The sequence below is a fragment of the Paracoccus suum genome, assembly GCF_003324675.1.
Classification (GTDB): domain Bacteria; phylum Pseudomonadota; class Alphaproteobacteria; order Rhodobacterales; family Rhodobacteraceae; genus Paracoccus; species Paracoccus suum.
The window spans coordinates 2,704,415-2,719,846 of the sequence record NZ_CP030918.1; the positions used below are offsets into that span (position 1 = coordinate 2,704,415).

General features: G+C 60.6%; 11 protein-coding genes and 2 pseudogenes. 5 read left to right on the top strand and 8 right to left on the bottom strand.

Going from position 1 to position 15,432, the window contains the following annotated elements; translation table 11 throughout:
• Window positions 1-151: 151 nt before the first annotated feature.
• Window positions 152-812 (top strand): annotated as a pseudogene (locus tag DRW48_RS13220) (IS6 family transposase).
• A 541-nt stretch (window positions 813-1,353) separates the two neighbouring features.
• Window positions 1,354-1,638: a DDE-type integrase/transposase/recombinase gene (locus DRW48_RS16555; protein WP_422385734.1), complete on the top strand. Its 285-nt coding sequence runs from the start codon at window positions 1,354-1,356 to the stop codon at window positions 1,636-1,638.
• Here DRW48_RS16555 and DRW48_RS13225 read toward each other — a convergent pair.
• The 8 genes and pseudogenes from DRW48_RS13225 to DRW48_RS13255 form a co-directional block, all read right to left on the bottom strand.
• Window positions 1,604-2,614, bottom strand: coding sequence for an ABC transporter ATP-binding protein (locus DRW48_RS13225; protein WP_114076828.1), 1,011 nt, complete (start codon window positions 2,612-2,614; stop codon window positions 1,604-1,606). The two genes, DRW48_RS16555 and DRW48_RS13225, sit on opposite strands and share 35 nt — an antisense overlap.
• Entirely contained in the window at window positions 2,607-4,292 is a 1,686-nt protein-coding gene (locus DRW48_RS13230; RefSeq protein WP_114076829.1) for an ABC transporter permease subunit, read from the bottom strand. Before DRW48_RS13230 ends, DRW48_RS13225 begins: the two co-directional genes overlap by 8 nt.
• Window positions 4,292-5,422 carry a M24 family metallopeptidase gene (locus DRW48_RS13235; RefSeq protein ID WP_114076830.1) on the bottom strand — a complete coding sequence of 377 codons (1,131 nt, stop codon included), beginning with the start codon at window positions 5,420-5,422 and terminating at the stop codon, window positions 4,292-4,294. The genes DRW48_RS13230 and DRW48_RS13235 overlap by 1 nt, the downstream gene beginning before the upstream one ends.
• A 59-nt stretch (window positions 5,423-5,481) precedes the next feature.
• Window positions 5,482-6,519: an ABC transporter substrate-binding protein gene (locus DRW48_RS13240; protein ID WP_114076831.1), complete on the bottom strand. Its 1,038-nt coding sequence runs from the start codon at window positions 6,517-6,519 to the stop codon at window positions 5,482-5,484.
• Between the two features lie 77 nt (window positions 6,520-6,596).
• Window positions 6,597-7,298: a type 1 glutamine amidotransferase gene (locus DRW48_RS13245; RefSeq protein ID WP_114076832.1), complete on the bottom strand. Its 702-nt coding sequence runs from the start codon at window positions 7,296-7,298 to the stop codon at window positions 6,597-6,599.
• Between the two features lie 102 nt (window positions 7,299-7,400).
• Complete coding sequence (locus DRW48_RS16375) at window positions 7,401-7,709, bottom strand: FCD domain-containing protein (protein WP_241963277.1); 309 nt, start codon at window positions 7,707-7,709, stop codon at window positions 7,401-7,403.
• Between the two features lie 198 nt (window positions 7,710-7,907).
• Window positions 7,908-8,036 (bottom strand): annotated as a pseudogene (locus DRW48_RS16560) (hypothetical protein); the annotation flags it as partial.
• Between the two features lie 1,034 nt (window positions 8,037-9,070).
• A complete protein-coding gene (locus DRW48_RS13255) occupies window positions 9,071-10,771 on the bottom strand; it encodes an FAD/NAD(P)-binding protein (RefSeq protein WP_114076834.1) in 1,701 nt (566 codons plus the stop codon).
• Window positions 10,772-11,281: 510 nt separating this feature from the next.
• Between DRW48_RS13255 and DRW48_RS13260 the strand changes: the two genes are divergently transcribed.
• The 3 genes from DRW48_RS13260 to DRW48_RS13275 all read left to right on the top strand — a co-directional run bounded on the left by DRW48_RS13260 (window position 11,282) and on the right by DRW48_RS13275 (window position 15,422).
• Complete coding sequence (locus DRW48_RS13260) at window positions 11,282-11,818, top strand: RNA polymerase sigma factor (protein WP_114077574.1); 537 nt, start codon at window positions 11,282-11,284, stop codon at window positions 11,816-11,818.
• Window positions 11,815-14,052: a YfbK domain-containing protein gene (locus tag DRW48_RS13265; protein WP_114076835.1), complete on the top strand. Its 2,238-nt coding sequence runs from the start codon at window positions 11,815-11,817 to the stop codon at window positions 14,050-14,052. Before DRW48_RS13260 ends, DRW48_RS13265 begins: the two co-directional genes overlap by 4 nt.
• Before the next feature lie 545 nt (window positions 14,053-14,597).
• Entirely contained in the window at window positions 14,598-15,422 is an 825-nt protein-coding gene (locus DRW48_RS13275) for a creatininase family protein (RefSeq protein WP_114076837.1), read from the top strand.
• Window positions 15,423-15,432: the final 10 nt, after the last annotated feature.

Consider the following 15,432-nt stretch of genomic DNA (forward strand, 5'->3'; position numbering starts at 1 on the left):
TCATCAGAGCGAGCAACATTCGCCCACCCTGCGACATCCGCACTGACGGCACAGTCAGATAAACTCGGCTTGCCCGAGCGGGAGCGATCGCCCGACCCTTCCATATGACCCAACGCCGACCTTTCGATATTTCAAGACGTCGCCCGAGGTCATCCTCCTAGCCGTGATGCTCTGCGTCCAGTTCCCGCTGTCGCTCAGGAACGTTGAAGACCTCCTAAATGAACGCGGCATCGACATCAGCCACGCGCCGGTGCGCTTCTGGTGGAACTGATTCGGCCCGCTGTTTGCCGCCAAGATCCGCACGCAGTGCGTGCAGCAACTGCGTGCCGGACCGCAGTGGCGCCGGCAGCCGGACGAAATCTTAGTGAAGATCAAAGGCCGCAGGCACTACCTCTGGCGCGCGCGGTTGATCACGAAGGTGAGGTGCGGGAATCCGTGGTGACCAAAACCCGGGATCGCAAGGCCGCGCTGAAGTTTCTCAGAAAACTTATACGCCGGTATGGCTCGCCGACCAAGACCGTCACAGACCGTCTCAGTTTCCACGCCGCGGCCTGCGCGAGTTCGGCATGGGGATGAACCAGGACTGAATACGGCATGCAAACAATCGCGCCGAGAACTCACATCTACCGTTTCGGCGACGGGAGCGAGCGATACTCCGCTTCCCCGGCATGCGAAGCTTGCAGATGTTCGTCGCCGTTCATGCCTCCTTCTTAAACCACTTCAACCAGGATCGCAGCCTCTCTCACCGCGATCACTTCAAACCTAACCGGACCCCCGCTCTCATTGAGTGGCGGCAGCTTGGCGCCGCCTGAGGGGGGTCCCGCTGCAACCACTGAGACAAGTTCGCATTCGTCTGACAGCACAACGCCGGGCCGTTTCAGTTTGACGGGTGCTGCACTCAGTCATGGTCGACTGACATCAACACACGCACTGGCCAACTCGGCCAGTGAGGTTATCTCGGCAGCTGGTGGGCTGATTGCGGACATCCGGCGACTTTCGCGGCGCCGCGGCGTCTACCTGCACTCATAGGCATTTTGGGATAGACTAGAGTTACACGAGCGGACGTGACTGCGCCGTTGACAGCGATTCAGCGCAGCCATTTCCTACTGCAAGACGTGGCCCGAAAACGCCGCTTGCCGTGATGCTCGACCCACACTTCCGCGCGTTATCGCCAGGACTTGCAGCAACAGCGTGGCAGTCGAGGCTGTCACTGGAGCCGGTACTTGTCGCCGGGCTACGTGACCGGCGAGCGCGCTTCCCGCTACTTCAAGGCCTCGCCAGGCGTCATTCGAGTTCCCGTAGTGCTCTACGCCCGCTTCCCGCTCCCCTTGCGGAACGTCGAGACCCTGCTGCATGAACGCGGCATCGACGTTGGCCACCGGATGGTCCGCTTCTGCTAGAAAAGGGTTGAGGCCCGTCTTCCCCGCCGAAATCCGTATCCGGCATGCCACCCGCCATCGTACCGGTAAGCAGTGGCGATGGCACCTAGACGAAGTCTTTGTGAAAATCAGCGGGCGCGAGCGTTATCTCCGGCGAGGTGTCGACTGCGAGGGCGCTCTGCGAGCTTTGAGACTAGCTTGCATTTCTGGGACAGCACACTGCTTCAGCCTCTTTGCGCCGCGGACGGCCATATCATGACGTCCCCTTCGTCAACGTGGAACAGCATCACCTCACCTTCGCCGGGAAGAGTGGAAACCCGACCGTTGTTCACGACGGCAGTAATCTGTGTATCGCCGACTCGGCCAACGATCTTGGTGCCCGAACCCAGGAAAATCACTGATTCAATCGTCGCCGCGATCTCGCGTTGCGATGCTTTTGTTGACGCACCGGGACGCATCACCTCGGGCCGCACACCAATGCGTTTCCCTGCGCTGTCGACGAGGAAGTTGCACTCGCCAAGGAATCCGGCGACGAAAGGATTGTCGGGGTTAAAGTATAATTCGTGCGGCGTTCCGTGCTGGACGATACGCCCCTGATCCATGATCACGATCCGATCCGAAAGGTGCAACGCCTCCTCCTGATCATGAGTTACGTAAATGATCGTCACACCAAGTTCACGATGAAGCGCCTTGAGTTGCAACTGGATCGCCTGACGCAAATTCTTGTCCAAGGCACCAAGCGGTTCGTCCATCAAAAGAATGTCGGGATTGATCACGAGTGCCCTGGCTAACGCAACACGTTGTTGCTGGCCGCCCGACAAGGCCTCGGGGGATTTGTCGGCATAGGGCGTCAGCTCGACCAGCTTCAACACATCATCGACCCGACGGTAAATTTCAGCTGAAGCAAGGCGGCGCATCTCCAGACCGAAGGCCACGTTGCGACGCACAGACATATGCGGAAACAATGCATAGTTCTGAAACACCATGCCAATGTTTCGCCGTGCTACGGGGATTGGCGCAATATCGACGCCGTCGATGCTGATGCTGCCGGAATCGATCTGTTCGAAGCCCGCGATGGCTTTGAGCGTGGTCGTTTTGCCAGACCCTGATGCACCCAAAAGGGTGCAGAATTCACCCGACCCTATGTCGAGGTCGAGGCCATGAAGGACCCGGGCTGCTCCATAACTCTTGACCAGCGAGCGGATGGTGACGGCTTTCCCAAGTAGCTCAGGCATTGGTGGTCCTCCGGGAAAGCAACAGATTGATAAGCAAGACAACGATGGTCAGCAGGATGATGAGCGCAGAGGCTGCGTTGATTGTGGGATCGATTTCGTGGGCCAACCCCTCATACATCGCGCGTGGCAGTGTTCGCGAACGAACATTCGTCAGGAACAAGGCAAGCACCACATCGTCGAAAGACTGGATGAAGGCGAAAATCGAACCTGCGATAATCCCGGGGGCGATGGCTGGAAGCAAAACCCTGCGGAACATAGTGAGCCAGCTTGCCCCAAGATTGAGGGCCGCCAGTTCAAGTGAGGGATCGAACCCCTTGAGGGCGGCACGTACAGTCAGGAATACGTAAGGAGCCCCGAGGACCGACTGGGCCAAGCCCAAGGTATAAGGGTTGCCAAGCACCTTGAACGGGGCCAGCACGTAGTAGAGACCCACCGCCAAAAGAATGATCGGCACGACCATCGGCATGACGAACAGGGTGTCTAGCCACACGCGGAAGCGCTGCCGCGTCCGCGAAACCCCCAAGGCAGCTGCAGTGCCAAGGACAACTGACAAGGGCACCGCGATCGACGCGGCCTTGGCAGAGTTCCAGATGCTTTTGATCCATTTTGGATCGGACAGCAGGTTTTGAAACCATCGGATGCTGTAGCTGTCTGGCGGGAACTTCAGGAAAGGGGATGAGCTCAGGCTCATTGGAAAGACGATCACGATTGGTGCGATCATGACGAGCAGAACCAGCACGCCGCACAAGGCGGCAACCCAGCCCCCGAATGACCTGCCGCCGGCGCCGCCGAAGCTCTGGCTGGCCCCGCGTCCGCCCCCGGCCGAGAAAAGGCGATCCATCCCGAAGGCACGCTGGAACGCAACGAAGATTCCGAGCGTCAGAACTAGAAGTACTACCGAAAGTGCCGCCGCGATTCCCCAATTCAGGTTGGTGTTGATATTCTGCGCGATGAGCATGGAAACCATGGTCTGGCCAGGTCCACCCATCAATGCCGGCGTAATATAATAGCCGAGCGCATTCATAAAGACGATGGTGCCGCCGGCGATGACCCCGGAAGCTGTTAGCGGCAGGACGATCCGTGACGCGAGGGCTCGGTTGTTTGCCCCTAGCCCGGAAGCCGCGAGGATGAGCGAGTTATCGATATTCCGGAACGCGGCGTAGAGCGGCAGCACGACGAAGGGCATCAGGACGTGCGTCATACCAATGAGCACACCGGAGAGATTATAGACAAAGGGCAAGGGCTGTTCGATGATCCCGCTCGATGTCAGGAAGGAATTGAGGATGCCGTTGCGTTGCAGGATGACGATCCATGCCGCTGTGCGAACCAGAGCGCTAGTCCAGAACGGCAGCAACACCATAACGAAAAGGATCTTGCGGGTGCGATCGCTGACCGTGGCAAGAAGATAGGCGACGGGATAGCTAAAGAAAATGCAAAGAACCGTAGTTGTGGCCGAAATAAAGAAGGTGTTGGCGAACACACGTCGGTAGAGCGGCACCTGCGCCAGACGGGTGTAGTTCTCAAGTGTAAAGCCACTCTCGCCGAAGCTCAGCCCCAACAACTGCACGACCGGCCAGATGAAAAAAGCGAGCAAGAACAGCAGTAACGGGCTGGCAAGCGCCACCGGCAACAGTTCCCGCCTTTGCCACTGCGGCGCGATGCCGGCCTTGGCGCTCATCACGAGACAAACAGTTGACGTGGGAAGTTGGTCAGCCGCTCATGGCCATCTTCTGTGATGGTAATCGTCTCGGACATGCCGAAGCCCCGCGCCAGGACATAGGTGTGGAAGGTCATCCCCGGCTCGAAATTCCAGGTTGCGCTGGGTTCAGCCTCTAGCGGTTCGCCGCCATTAGGATTAAGCAGCAGACCGACTGAATAGAACGTCTTGTTAGTATAGGTTTCCCGCAGACCGGCTGTGAGGACCCCGTCGCGATAGATGCTATCGGGCAAGGTCGCTGGAACTCCCGGAGCGACCGCGGCAATCGCTTGATCCTGAATCCGGATAAGCGTCTCCACAATGCGATGATCTTCGTCACTGGCTTGCGTGACACGGATCGGACGCATGAAGCGAGCATGGTAGTTGCGGCTATTCGGCGTAGTTTCGATCTGGACAATGTCACCGCGCTCGAGAACCCGGTCGGAATAACCCCCGTGAAGATGATAGGCGCGCTCGCCAGAAGACATCACTCCTGGGCCAGGAAGGTCGCTTCCTGCCCGGATCATCGCGGCGCAGATCTCGGCCGCCATCTCGCGCTCGCTGACACCCTCGCCGGCGCTATCGATCGCAGCCTGCATTCCGGCCTCGGCAGCCTTCGCCGCGCGCCGCTGATAAGCAATTTCGGCGGGGGATTTGATGAAACGCATCTCGGTGACGAGCCGACTTTCGTCGCTCCACCCAGTCCCGGGCAAGACAGATTTAAGGGCCTCATACCTTGCGACAGACAAAGGCCACGCCGCCCTCTCCACAGCCAGGCGCAATTTCGGGCCTAGTCGCCTACGGATCATTTCAGCTGCAACGGCGATTCGATCATCGCTGTCATTCCACATCGCACGATCTGGAAACACGCAAGTTGAGTCGAGATAGTATTCCTCGACATCCCGGCAGAAAAGTGATGGCGCCCCTTCCGCGGGGATGATGGCGAATTGGAAGCTGCCGTAGCCACGAGTAAAAAAACCGGTCAGCCACGTGACGGTTTCGGGCAGAAAAGCCAACAGGGCGTCAACGCCCTTGCGGCGCAGGGCGGACTGGACCCGCGCGAGCCGCTCCTCATATTCGCGGACTTCGAAGGCGTAGTTCAACTTGACCATCTCGGGTTCTTCCCTTGCCCAGAGATCAGGGCGGTCGACATTTGGACCGCCCCCTCGACTTACTGCTGCATCATCATTGTGTAGGCCTCGCCGGCCGAAACCGCGTTCTTTCCCCACCAGGGAATGTCGAGGAACAGCGTGTTCGCCAGTCGTTCAGTGGTCGAAGGCAAACGGGCTTTGCGCTCGTCGTCGATCAGCGGCAGGGCAGCTTCGGTCACCGGGCCATAGGCAACATACTTCGAGAACTCCGCTTGGTTCTTAGCATCAATGATGAAGTTCAGGAACTTCACCGCCGCGTCCTTGTTGGGCGCACCCTTAACGATCATGAAATAGCCGACCTGTGCAATCGACTGGTCCCACGACATCGCTAGCGGCAGCCCTTCGTCGACCCCGGCCTGGAAACGTCCATTCCATCCGAGCGCCATCACCACTTCGCCCGAACCGATGGCCTGCACGGGTTGCGCGCCGCTGTTCCACCAGATCGATATGCTCGGTTTCAGGGCAGAAATTTTGTCGAGGGCGCGCTTCATGCCCTCTTCGGTGTCTAGCGTCTTGTAGACATCAGCCGGCGCAACGCCGTCTGCGAGCAACGCTGCCTCGAGAACTGTCGAGGGCTTGTCCGGCATTGCTCGCTTGCCGGGGAATTTTTCGACATCCCAGAAGTCAGCAAATGTCTTGGGACCGCCATTCGGGAATGCCTCGGTCGAGTAGCCTATCACCGTCGAGAAGATTTCCGACGGAACGCCGTAATCGCTGCGCGCCTCGCGGATTACTCCCTCTTGGTTGACCATCTCTGGAGTGATCTTCTCGAACAGGCCGTGCGCCATACCGTCCGAAAGGGTCGCATTGCCGCCAGTCACCACATCCCATTCGACGTTGCCGGTATCGACCATTCCCCGAATTCGCGCGACCTCGGGTTCGGTGTCCTCAATGACCTCGACGCCAGTCGCCGCGGTGAACGGTTCGATCCAAGCCTTGCGGATCGCGTCCTGATAGGCGCCCCCCCAACTGGCGAACACCATTTCCTCCGCGGATGCCGCGAGCGGCATCGCCGCAAGCACGGCTGTTGCCGCAATCGTCCGAAGCAGGTTCTTCATGTTCCGTCCTCCTCCTCTGCAGATTCGCGAAGCGCGCTAGGATGTCACGCGCCAGCAATTGGCGGGCACCTGTTTGGTCAAGCGGACTTCACGAGTGCCGCAAAGTTGGTAAGCATGGTCTTGGCCTCCGACGCCTCGTTGGCGCTGAACTTAAGTGCATCCACATCGCCGCCATCCTGCACCATCCGTTCGCGGTTCTCCTCAAACCAGATTGGGGCCTGCTCGGCTGTGATTTCGGGATGCCCTTGGATGCCCCAGATCGACTGATCGCGATAACGCCAGATCTGGTTTGGGCATAGGTCGGAACTTGCCAGGATAACCATGTCTGGATGCTCCGCCCGCACTTCGTCATTGTGCCAGACGAACATGTGCACCGAACTTCCCAGATTGCCCGCAATCCGGTCCGTTCGCGCGGCCTCGTTGACCGGAAGATCCTTGTAGCCAATCTCGCAGAAATCACGGCGAAACACCTGGTCTCGCCCGCAGAGCGCCGAGCCGAGGATCTGACTGCCAAAGCAAATGCCGAGCATAGGGATGTCCTTCTCGGCCGCCTCACGGATGAGGTCGTGTTCGCGATGGATGAAGGGGACATCGTCAAAAGCGGCGTGCGGGCTGCCGGACAGGAAGATACCGTCATAGCCGTCAAGGCTCGCAGGGAAATCGCCGTTGTACGCCCAGCGCCGATCGACGCTCATGCCCCAACTTTCGAAGCGGTCGTCCAGCTTTGCGAGAGACTGCATCTTTCGGCCGTTGCCGAGATAGAGAAGATTGGTAGACATGCTGCCTCGGTTCAGATGGGAAACGGATTGAAGTGATCTCGCTGGCCGACGGGGGTCACTCCGATTGTTAGATTGCCGTCGGGACCGAATGGAGCGTCCGCATCATAGATCAGCCAATCCCGTCAAAGCACGGACGACGGCTAACTTGGCATTCTCGATGTGAGCGTCCATCAGGGGGCCGACCGCTTCAGCAGCGCGCTCGTGCAAAGCGCCCAGAGTCGCTAGATGTTCGGCGCGCCCCGACTCGAAACGAGAAGGAATCCGCTCCATCCCGAACATCCCCGTGCGGAGGCGGCACTCGGCGACCATCCTTTCAAACAGGCCGTTGCCGGATGCATGCGCGATCGCCGTATGCAGCTCTTGATCGGCATCCCAGCGTTCCACACTGCCGAAGCTTTTTGCATCGTTCATCGCCTCGATCCGCGATTTTCTCGACGAAACGATGCAAAGCGGCATGCGCGCGGCCGCAACGCCTCGATCAGTCTTCGGACCGCGAGGATCTCGAGCAAATCGCCAAGCGCGACGCCGATTAGCCAGCAGCGTTCGGCCGGATCGCCTCAGGAAATCCCCCCCCTCCAAGCGGCCGAGCGCATCACGAACTGGGGTGCGAGACAACCCAACTTGGTTGGCCAAGTCACACTCACGGACGACGGTCTCGTGCGCTAACTGTCGGCCGTGAATCATGCCTAGGATCGACTCCTGAGCGGTCGGGGTCAGTGAAGCGTTGGTCTTAGACATCAAATCACCCGGCAGAAGTGCGCGATGCTACCAACGTATGTGACGTGCATTCACTGCGTATTGCAACACAAATAATTTCTGGGGACGCGCATCTGGTTACCTCCGCCCATGATCTACGCAGCGAGGCCGTCGAGGCGACGAAACTGTTACGTGGGCGGCAGGCGACCATCTGCTTAGTCTCTGACTTACTTACTTTATATAATATTTACAACTAGTTAAATAAACATTATTCGAAAGAGGTCGAGAGTTGGTCACATCGGGCTTCACGGGATGGCACGTCACATGCCTCTCCATAGCACCGTGTAAAAACCATATCTACGGGATACCGACAGTATACCACATGGCCGTGAGGCAACACAGCCCCTCGCTCGATCGGCGAATGCCACCCTGAGACGACGTGCGCGGCAGCGCCCGCCAGTTCTTTGTTCGTCGCGACACCGCCAATCTTTCGATCGGCGGCACGCCCATAGGCGGCCGCACGGAGGTCTGTCTATCCATGCTCGCCTTGGGGCCCGCACGGCCAGATAGTTACCCCGAGGTCAGTAGCGACTCGATCCTGCGGGACATCACGGTATTAGCGGGATTCCGGCGTCGGCAGTGTCAAGGGAAATACCGGTCCGGGACTCCCGGATGCGTCCCGAAGCTTCGGAGAGGCAGCTGCGGAGCGTGGCGCGGCCCGTCATTGACCGGCTGTTCCCCCGCAGATCCCCGTCCCGCATCCCTGGCTTGAGCCCACCGGTAACAATGGGAGTACAATACGGCACGAAAGGGTGCGCATATCAACCGCAGTCTAGGCAAGACGGTGGGATTGACTACCACTAGCGGCACCCGGATTGAAAAGTACATGATTGCCGAACCGGAAGCCTCAAGTCCACAAGGCGCACGCACATTGCTCGGCGATCCGACCAGCGATTTGCAGTGCGATAAATCGCCCATGGGGCGAATGCTGCGCGAAAGTTTGGGGGCTCGGCGGGTGGGCCGTAGGCGGCATGCGAAGTGTCCGAAAGGGAACCATATCGTCCTGAGGGTGTCCCTCACCTAAGCGTTCTGGCCTCTGCGACACACATCTTAGCCGAACCAAAGATCTCGTCCTCTGGCAGCCAGGCAACGGAATTTCGCCAGCTAACAAGATCACCCGAGCAGCCAACGGCCAGGCCAACCTTGGCAAACGCGTTATGAGCAGCACCGGTGCAGCCCGCTGCGACAATCTTCCCGATATCTGCGCAAGCCGTGATGCCCTGAACAAACGGCCGGTCCTTTAAAAGGTAGGGCGACGCGGCGAGATAAACCTTGTCGGCGTAGGGCGGCAGGCCCAGAAGACCAAAGTCCTCTGCAATGTCGGGACTGTCGTATCCGGCATTGAGCAGGGCTTGCCTCAAGGTGGGAAACGGCAAATCCTTGGTCTCCATCGGCTTTTGACCGCGTGCGTCAATAAAGACGTCAAATACATGGTGCCGGCCACCAACGAGGATTACCGTTTCATCGCCCTGGTGAGTTATTCCATAGTCCTCCCCAAGCTCCAGAACTGACAACACCCCTGCATCTCGCAAGGCGAGCAGACGATGAATCGACTCTGGGGGAACCGCTGCATAGTTGTCGACGAACACCTTCTTGAGCGTCAGATCAAACCGCTCCCGTTCTGGCTCGCTCAGTTCGGGGAGGATGGCCTGGACCTTCTCGTGCATGCGCAAAATGGCGTAGCGCCATGCTACGGTGAGGCGCGCGCGGTGGTTAGCCTCTGCTTCCTCAAGGTTGGCACGCGCCCAACGAAACGGATCATTGGCTTCCCGATCATGAAAATAGGCCCGCTCGAACAGTTCGGGCGTAAGTTCGGCGAGCCCAACCCTCACCGCCCAAGACGGGTCGGCATGTGCAATTTCGGACCGAAACAGATCATAGACGGCGTCGAAAGCATTCTCCTGCCGAACCGCCTCTCGCAGTGCGTCCGGGGTCATGATTTCGAGCGGGATGTAGGGGATGGGGCAGTAAAAATCTGCCTCAGGCAGCAATCCATTCCGCGACATGAGGGTAAGCATAAGCTCGTTCTCGACGTCCGACCGATAGGTCAACGCGCCTCTGTCCCGGACAAACTTGCCATGCTGAACAGCTACCGCCATTGCGGCGTCGATGGCGCTGAGTGAGGTACCCATGATGCCCACCCTCGCCGCCGGAACATCCACTTCGATCAATCCGGACCACGGATTGGGAAAGTAGTTGTCCGTCAGATCATCATCCGGTTCGAAAACATGGCCGGTGGCGAGGACAACCTTTTCGAATGGCGCCGTATCGGTGCGAGGTCGGGTGGATAACCTTATCTTTGATCCGGCGGGCTTCAAATCTGTTACGCGGCATGATTCATGGACTTCTATATCTACGCCCGCGTCACAAAACGCCTGAATGAGACCGTTTATCTGGTCATGGTAGTAATCGCCGAGGACTACACGTGGGGCAAAAGTCCGTTCCGTCAGGTTCGCGCGGTCAAGAGCGTGGGCCGAGAGATACGCGTCGCTGCGAACTCGGAGCCAATCGATAAACGGCTCAATAACGGGCGGAATTTCGATGCTGGCAATATTGGCCAACATTGTCGGGCCCGCCGTCTCACGAGAGTACGGTATGCCCACCCCTACCCGCTCGCCTTTCTCGAAAAGAGAAACATGTGTTGCCGCACCCTGCGTCAGCAAACTCTGAAGCGTATAGATCCCGGTAGGCCCGGTTCCAACTATTGCGATGCGCATTGATTCTCCGGGGGCGAGACGTTCGTAATAGAATGACCAAAACGATCCATCGGTGCGTCATAATAACGACACGTCTTCACAATGACTGCCGCGGGCGTCTGGTTCCGACGGAGCAGATGGATAGAGCGGGCCCGTGGACCTCGATCTTTGGCAGATGCCGCCAACCCGGGATCCGCGGCACCAGATTTTGTAAAAACGAACGCCCCATCGGGCCATCTTTCTCATCGGCAGCCCACCGATCACTGAGAGGCCGCACGCTTCGGGCACCAGAACTACATGCGTCTGTGCGTCGGCGGGCCCTCTACTGTCCTCCAACGGCTCCGAAGCGAACTGCAGGTAAGACAGCTTAGTATAATCAGCGGCCAACAAGGACGTGCATTGCTGATGGCACCCTCGACTGTGCATGAGGCGACCGCTGAAAGCTGGCAATTTCCACAGCATCATGTCCAGTTGTCGGGCAGTCCCCCAAGGAAACTATTGCCCGGCTGCGTCTGATGGGTCGTGATGCTGATGATGTTGTCGGACGAGACACTAGCGCTTGCGGCGGGACGCGGTGACAGGGCGGCCTATGCCGCTCTGCTCGAGCGTCACTATGACCGCATCTTCGGGCTTTGCTGGCGGCTGACCGGACATCAGGCCGACGCCGAGGACCTTGCGCAGGATATTTGCGCCTCCCTGCCGCTGAAGCTGCGCGGGTGGCGGAACGAGGCCCGGCTGACCACATGGCTCTACAGGGTCGCTGTGAACGCTGCCCATGACCGCCGCCGCCGCGCGGCCTCGCATGCTCGGGCGGCGGGCGGATGGGGCGACTGGGAAAGGGGCAGGCAAGCCGACCACACGGCCGCAGAGAGAGACCAGGATTGGCTGCGCGGCGCGATGGGATGCCTTCCAGACGACTTGCGGGACACGGTGGCCCTGATCCTTGGCGAGGGATTGTCGCAGGCTGAGGCGGGCGAGGTTCTGGGAATCCCCGAGGGAACGGTCGCCTGGCGGATGTCCGAAGTGAAGAAACGGCTCCGTGCCGTCGCACAGGAGGAGGCGAGATGACCCCCGATCCAAAGGACGAACTCGCCCGCCTCGCGGCTGCCCTGCGTGCGGCGCCTCAACCAGATGAGCGTGCGAAACGGGACGCGGTGGCGCGGTCGATGGAAGTTTTCGACCAGCTTCCCAAGGAAAGCGAAGAGCAGATGCGTCCCAGTCAGGACCGCCCCCAAAAGCAGGCGGGATTTCTGACAGGAGTACGTCAAATGTTGTCTCATCTGACTGGAAAGCAGGCCCTCGCGTTCACGACTTCGGCTGCTGCGCTCTGCCTCGCGATAGTCATCAACCCACTGCAGCAGCGGGTCGGGCATGCGCCTGTAGGCGACCAAGCGTCACGTTCCGGAGAAGCCGCGACAAGCGCAACCCCGAAGGGCGCTGAACCCTTGGCGCCCACAGCGGATGTCGCTCCGCTTCCGGCGCCCTCGGCAGCCCCCCGCCCGAGCGCAGTCAAGCCATCAAGCAAGGCACAAGCTACACTTTCGAATGACGCCGCGGCGCCAGTCCCCGGGCGGAGTGCCGAGACAACGGCCGAAGTCCCCTCGGGCGGGCTGCAGCAAGTCCAAGAGCCATCGACCCCGATCGCGAACGTCGCGCCCCCGCCGGCGCCGTCGGCCGCAGTCGCCCCAGCGGCGAGCAGCATGCCCCACACGGCAGAGGCTGCGCGTTCGAGCGACGCGGAAGCTACGGCATCGCAGGGGGGTACCAGCGATGCATCGGCCGAAGCGCCCGCAGGCGATGCCATCTCTTCCTATTCGGAAATCCAGATTGTTCCGATCCCCATCGCCCCTGACACAGAAGCCTTTGCCAACGCGGATGACAACCCGGTCAAGGTCACGGCGGAAGAGCCGGTCTCGACCTTCTCGGCCGATGTCGACACCGCGTCATACGCGGTTGTCCGCGACAGCATCATGGCGGGGGAGTTGCCGCCTGCTGCTGCGGTGCGCGTCGAAGAAATGGTGAACTACTTCCCGTACAATTATCCGGCGCCGGACGCCGAGGACCCTGCACCCTTCAAGGCATCGATCGCGGTGCTGCCGACGCCTTGGAACCCGGGCACGCAGTTGGTCCGGATCGGGCTTCAGGGCCGAATGCCGGCCATTGCAGATCGCCCCCCGCTTAATCTGGTATTTCTGATCGACACGTCGGGCTCGATGGAGGACTCCGACAAGCTGCCACTTCTCAAGCAATCTCTGCGGATGATGCTGGGGCAGCTTCGCCCCGAGGACCAGATCGCCATCGTGGCCTATGCCGGATCGGCGGGCGAGGTCCTGCCGCCCACCTTCGCCGACAAGCGCAACGAGATCTTGGGCGCGCTCGACCGGTTGGAAGCGGGCGGATCGACCAATGGCGCGGAGGGGCTAGAGCTTGCCTACCGCACCGCCGAGAGCATGGCGAAGAAGGGTGAGGTCTCGCGCATCCTCCTGGCGACGGATGGCGATTTCAACGTCGGCATCTCCGATCCGGGCGATCTGGAGGACTATGTCGCCCGCAAGCGCATGGACGGCACCTACCTCTCGGTTCTGGGTTTCGGCCGCGGCAACCTCGACGACGCGACGATGCAGGCCCTGGCGCAGAAGGGAAATGGGCAGGCGGCCTATATCGACACCCTGCAAGAGGCGCAAAAGGTGCTGGTCGACCAGCTTTCGGGGGCGCTGTTTCCCATCGCCGATGACGTGAAGCTGCAAGTCGAGTGGAACCCCTCGCGGGTCGCCGAATACCGCCTGATCGGCTATGAGACGCGGGCCCTCAGGCGCGAGGATTTCAACAACGACAAGGTCGATGCCGGGGAGCTTGGGGCCGGTCATGCCGTCACCGCACTCTACGAGGTAGCGGCGCCGGGCAGTCCCGCGCTGCTGAACGACCCGCTGCGCTACGGAACGGACGCTAAGCCTGCCCAGAGCGGCGGCGACGAGCTTGGCTTTCTGCGCATGCGCTACAAGCTACCGGGCCAAAGTGCCTCGAAGCTTCTCGAGACCCCGATATTGGCAGATGGGAGGGTGGACGACGACGCCCGGTTCGCCGCAGCGATGGCGGGTTTCGGCCAGCTGCTGAAAGGCTCACCCTACATCAGGAACTGGAACTGGCACGACGCGATCGCTCTGGCGCAGTCCGCGAAGGGCGCGGATCCTTTCGGCTATCGCAACGAGGCGATCTCGCTCATGCGGCTGGCGGAAACGCTGCAGGCAGCGGGCAACTCCGGGGCCGTGGGCGGGGTCGGCTCCCCCGAGGAGCGGAAGTAGGGGGCCGCACTGCGACCTCGGAGGCTTGGGCGAATTTGTCGCCGGACTGTCGTGTTCGCGACATGGAGCGCATCATTACCGCGCCGGTGGGCCACGACCAGGCCGGAGACCGCGTGTCCAGCCGCATCACTCCGACCTCGATTATCGCCCTCGGCGCCCCTGTCGCGCGCTGGCAGAGCCGGTCTTCAGCCGCGTTGCGAGCATCGACAACATGGCCGAGGGCGAGGATCGCGCCGCGCGACGAGTTCATGGTCGCGACCGAGAGGGGCAACCGGTTGATCTATCCGCCAGCCCGTTAGGCGTTTGCCTCGCTGGCACGACATCGAAGGCCCCAGCCAAGCCCCATGCGCCGGTTCGGACCGCCGGGAAGGCGGTCCCTCAATCACGTTTTTATCGCGTCAGGCGCAGACTGCTTGTGCATCCATCGGAAATCTACCCGATGTTGGCGAAATTATTGTGCGCAGCCCCTTGCTTTCACTGTCAAATGAGCGAGCCTGTCCTCCACGCCGCCGCCGTACCAGACCGGCTGCGCCAGGAGAGACGACATGACCCAAGACATTCCCCACGACGTCGAGTGGCAAAACCTGCCCGCCTCGGAAATTCGCAAGATTGCCGCCCGGGACGGATCGCTCGCCATTCTCCCCATCGGCTCGCTGGAACAGCACGGCCCGCATCTGCCTGTGATCACCGATACGGCGAGCGCCTCGGCCGTGTCGATCGCCGCCGCAAGGCTCGTGGCGGACGAGGTGCCGGTGGCTGTGCTGCCCGGCCTGTGGCTGGGCATGAGCGAGCATCACCTGCCCTTCGGTGGCACGATCAGCGTCGATTACGCCACCATGCACGCGATGCTAGACAGCATTGCCCGTTCGCTGGTTTCGGGCGGGTTCAAGCGTCTGCTGATCGTCAACGGCCATGGCGGCAACATTGACCCGCTCGCGGTGGCGGTGCGCGAACTGGCGGTGAAGCACAACCTTCCGATGGTCGCCTCGCTACCCTGGCGCATGGCGCCGACCGAGATCGGTCAGATCCTCGAAACCGCCCCGGGCGCGGGTCACGCATGCGAGGGCGAATCCTCGGTCATGCTGGCGATCATGCCGACCAAGGTGCGGAGCGAAAATTTCGCCGCCGCCATCACCAACAATCCCAATGATCACGCCCTGCCCGGCTCGGCCACGCGGTTCTACTCTTTCTGGGAGCGTCGCCCCGGCACCGGAACCCTAGGTGATCCCCGACCGGCCACCGCGGAAAAAGGCGAGGCCATTCTGGCCGCACAGGCCAAGGCCCTCGCCGGCCTGATCCGCGATCCCCATGCCTGGAGCGCCGTCGACCAAGTGTGGGCGCCCGGTCGCGGCCTGGACCATATCGACTGATGCATTTTAC